Origin of the sequence: Marinobacter flavimaris, assembly GCF_002933295.1 — a bacterium.
In the GTDB taxonomy this organism is placed as follows: Bacteria; Pseudomonadota; Gammaproteobacteria; order Pseudomonadales; family Oleiphilaceae; genus Marinobacter; species Marinobacter flavimaris.
In genome coordinates, this window is the sequence record NZ_PSSW01000029.1 from 1 (window position 1) to 4,015 (window position 4,015).

At 52.7% G+C, this 4,015-nt stretch carries 4 protein-coding genes; 1 reads left to right on the forward strand and 3 read right to left on the reverse strand.

What is annotated here, in order from left to right; translation table 11 throughout:
• Positions 1-79: 79 nt before the first annotated feature.
• Together MDHKLMBL_RS20525 and MDHKLMBL_RS20530 are read right to left on the reverse strand one after the other, a co-directional pair.
• Complete coding sequence (locus tag MDHKLMBL_RS20525; RefSeq protein WP_104272555.1) at positions 80-901, reverse strand: NmrA family NAD(P)-binding protein; 822 nt, start codon at positions 899-901, stop codon at positions 80-82.
• 111 nt (positions 902-1,012) lie between these two features.
• Complete coding sequence (locus MDHKLMBL_RS20530) at positions 1,013-2,014, reverse strand: AraC family transcriptional regulator (protein WP_104272556.1); 1,002 nt, start codon at positions 2,012-2,014, stop codon at positions 1,013-1,015.
• Positions 2,015-2,173: 159 nt separating this feature from the next.
• On the opposite strand from MDHKLMBL_RS20530, the gene MDHKLMBL_RS20535 reads away from it, so the two are divergent.
• Positions 2,174-2,767, forward strand: a complete 594-nt coding sequence (locus tag MDHKLMBL_RS20535) for a Spy/CpxP family protein refolding chaperone (protein WP_104272557.1) — start codon at positions 2,174-2,176, stop codon at positions 2,765-2,767.
• A gap of 471 nt (positions 2,768-3,238) precedes the next feature.
• On the opposite strand, the gene MDHKLMBL_RS20540 is transcribed toward MDHKLMBL_RS20535, so the two are convergent.
• Complete coding sequence (locus tag MDHKLMBL_RS20540) at positions 3,239-3,649, reverse strand: ACT domain-containing protein (protein ID WP_014577053.1); 411 nt, start codon at positions 3,647-3,649, stop codon at positions 3,239-3,241.
• Positions 3,650-4,015: the final 366 nt, after the last annotated feature.

The window sequence follows — 4,015 nt, forward strand, 5'->3', positions numbered from 1 at the left end:
AAAAACCGGAATCGGTTGACCCATCGTGACCGCTCAGAGTACAAAACTCACTCCAGCGTGATGGCCGTGTGCAAATCGGTCACGATCCCCGGAATGACCGGTCACGTTCGCCGGAATACGCAGGCCGGCCAAGTGCCTGTTGTACGCCATCGGTCAAATGGGCGTTGCGGCCGTCAAGAACCGTTGCGAAGAGATAGTCCAGCATCCAGACCACATCCTCAGGCGCCCCGGAGTTCTCCATCTCTGTAATAAAGCTCTTGTGAGGCACGTCGATGAATGAAATCTCGCGACCGGTCGCTCGGGAAAGATCGTTGGCCACGTCTGCAAAGGTCATGAGTCTTGGCCCCGTCACTTCATAGATGCGCCCGCTGTGGTTGTCCTGAGTCAGGGCCGCAACAGCCACGTCTGCGATGTCATCGACATCAACGAAGGGCTCGACCTGATCGCCTGCTGGCAGAGTGATGGCGCCATTCAACACCATGTCGATGAATGCGCCCTCAGAGAAGTTCTGGTTAAACCAGCTTGCGCGGACGACCGTCCATTCGAGGCCAGATTCCTGAACAATGTCTTCGCAGGCTTGTGCCTCGGCTTCGCCACGCCCTGATAACAGCACAAGTCGCTTCACTCCGCGGCGTCTGGCCAGGCTAGCGAACGCCTGGATAGCGTCAGTTGCGCCAGGCATTGCCAGGTCTGGTGAATAAGTGATGTAGGCTGAGGTTACGCCAGTGAGGCAGGCGTCCCAGCTTTTCTCGTTGGCCCAATCAAAAGACGGGATTGCAGAGCGGGACCCAACTCGAACCTCATGACCAATGCTTTTAAGCTGTTCAACGACGCGTTTCCCGGTTTTTCCGGTACCGCCTACGACAAGAATTGTTTGATGTGGCTGATTAGATGGTTTCATTGACTTGCTCCTTTTCTCGTAAGTGCAAGTCAATTTTCGAGGAACAGTGTTGTTTGTTATTGCCCCAGGGTGCCAGAGTTTGTGCAGCTGACGACAAGCTTGAATTCCGCTTCAGCGAGCTCGAAGTCGATAGGATCGTGGCGTCTGTCCCGCCCAACGCTTGAAGGCCCGAGTGAACCCACTTTGTTCCGCAAACCCCGTCAGGAAGGCAACTTCGGCAAGACTGTAGTCTGTCTCGCGCAGAAGTCGCTGTGCGAGATCTTTCTGCGCCATGTCGACAATGGTTTGAAATGAATAGCCCTGCTCCGACAATCTTCTTTGCAATGTCCGGGCGCCCATCTTCAACTCGGAGGCGATTCGTGACAGCTTCGGTACACCCTCACTCAGCACGTTGGCGACAGCACGCCTGACTTGTTGCTGCAGTTCAGTATCGCCTTTGAGCGAATTCAGTTGCAGCTCAAGATGCTGGTCAAAAAAACGGGCGATGGATTCGTCGCCCAGCTTGTTGGGTGTATCGATGCTTTCGTTACTCACAAGCATCGCATCGCGACCCGACTCGAAATGAACGGGACAGCCAAAATACGACTCATACACGCTGGTATTGCCTAGCGGCGCATGCTTGAAATAGATGGCCATCGGTACAAAGCGTGAGGTGCTTACTTCTTCGCTGATGGTCGTTACCGCCGACATGCTGGCCTCATTTGAGAGCAGCATGCCCCGAGAACCATCGCCTGCTTTTTCAAGGTTGAAGAGAAAGCCCTCTTCCGTCTTTTCGAGTGAATAGGTTTCCGCGCTACCCAGTACATGCCCGTAACGCTCTGCCCTGGTGAAAGAGCCTCGCAAAGTTGGAGCGGATTTCCACGCCAGACCGAAAGCACCGTACTCGTCGCTACGCATGGCAGCGCCGATCCTCAATGGCAGGACAAGCCCATCGGGATCTCGATCAACCAGTTCGGCAAAAAAGCCGTAATACGCCGCAGAAGACACCATCTGCGTTGGATCGATGGGGCCGTCTACAGGAAGGCCAAGTTCCCGTATCAAGTCGCGCGTTTCTACGCCCGGGCTTGCCTGACCGGCAACTTTATAGACATACAGTGACGTTATCTGAGACATAGCAACATAGATAATCCATATTCGTTTAGTTGTGCAACTTCATTTTTCTGGTGGTCCAGAGCGTTCCGCTCATCAGCCAATCCTGCAACAAGCACGTATACACTGGACTCAAAACATGGAACGAAACTTCCACACTTTCTTCAAAGCGAGGACAACAAAATGAACATCGCAAAAAGTTCGCGTAACTGGCTGTCTTTGGCGCTCTGTCTGGGCCTTTCTACCACCGGTTTTATGGCCCATGCCCACGAAGCTTCGGCGCCGACAGCATCTGGCCCTGAAGCCGGCCAGACCGATGGGGGCAAAACGCCGGGAATGCAACACCATTACCACCACGAAGACGGCTATCAAGGCCACCATGGCAACGGGGCATACCCGAAGCACCATGGCATGAGTGGACAAGGTGGGATGCATCACAATATGCCCGGCTATGGTGCCGTGACTGGCGGACCGACAGTGGACCTGGACCTGGATGAGGAACAGCTTGAAGAGATTGCGCAGATTCAGAAAGAACTGAGATCGGAGCTTCAAGAGCTGAAAGTTGAAAGGTATGAGGCATCACTCAAGCTGGAAGAGCTTTATACCGCAGAGGAACTCGATGCTGGCGATATTAATGATCAACAACAAAGGGTCTTCGACGTCATCAAGGAGATCACCGAATTGCAGGTTGAAGCCCAGCAGGACATTCGGGATGTACTAAACACCGAGCAAAGAAATCAGCTTATGCGCTCCGGCGATTGGCTGATGTTGAATTGAATCAACGTCGGTTTACAGAAACGAATCCTTGAGTGTGCAACTTGGACGAGCGGCTGGCAAGAAACGGAGCTTTCCGCGGTTTGGCGCTCGTCTAAGTGTATTTGCATACCCGTAATAATGGTTTCTGCCTACGCCCATCACAGCCTCTTCCTCGTAGACTAATAGTGAGCTTGCACATAACCTGTCGTGCAAATGTCGGGATCAGACATCGCTGACTTTCAGGCCCGGAACGCTGACAACTGACGACAGGCCGCAATTAGTCCTACTGGAGGTTTTAATCCTATGAACATTGTTCCTGTAATTACTCTCTTCGGCGGCTTGGCGGCATTTTTTACCCTGGCCGTTGCCCTGCGATTCGCAGCCGTTCGGACTCAAGTGCCGACAAAACCGACCGACAATTGATTGACGGGTTGGTAACCCATTTCCAGGCTGTAGAGAAACCGGCTGTTACAAGGACAGCCGGATGTCAGATTAGCCGTTCGGGTTATTAGCCAGCTCCTTCAGGGCCTTCATGGCCTCCTCAGTGCGGTCACTGGGCACGAACATGTGGTCATGGTAGAACCCGGCTATCACATTGGTGGTGATGCCTCTTTCCGCCAACAGGCTTGTTACCACCGATGTGAGCCCCAGGGCCTCCAGGCTTGAATGCCCTTCCAGAGTGATGCGCCGGAAGATTCTGTAGTAGTCCAGGCCCTCGGCTTTGGCCTGCTCAAGAGGAATTACCAGCGTCAGGCCTTCCAGTTCGGCAATGCTGACAATCGGGTTAAGGTGTTCCAGTTCGCCATACCTGGCCTTGGGTACTGTGCAGTAGACGTAAGTTGTCGAATCCAGTTTTGGCGAGAGCTGCTTGATCAATTCCTGAAGAAACTCAGTTCGCATCATCTCTACTATCCTTTATTGGAAGGTCGTGGGCATAACAAGAACTTAGCATTTTCTGCGGCCTTACAAAGCAAAATAATCGTTTTCTCCTTATCGTGGCCGCAATATTTCTGCACAAGAATTCATCCTTAACGCACTGCCCTACTGATCCAGGAGACAAAGGCCCGGACTTTGTCGGTACGAAATATAGCCTCAGGTGGCGCGATCAGAGAAGTTATTGAAGTTGAAGTTAACCCATCACCTGACCTGGTAATCCCCCCGAAAAACAGCGGTGATCAAAAGTAGAATTTTCCGTAAGCTACACGCAGGGAGATTCTGCATGAAGAAGTCACGATTTTCCGACAGCCAGATCCTGTCGATCCTGAAACA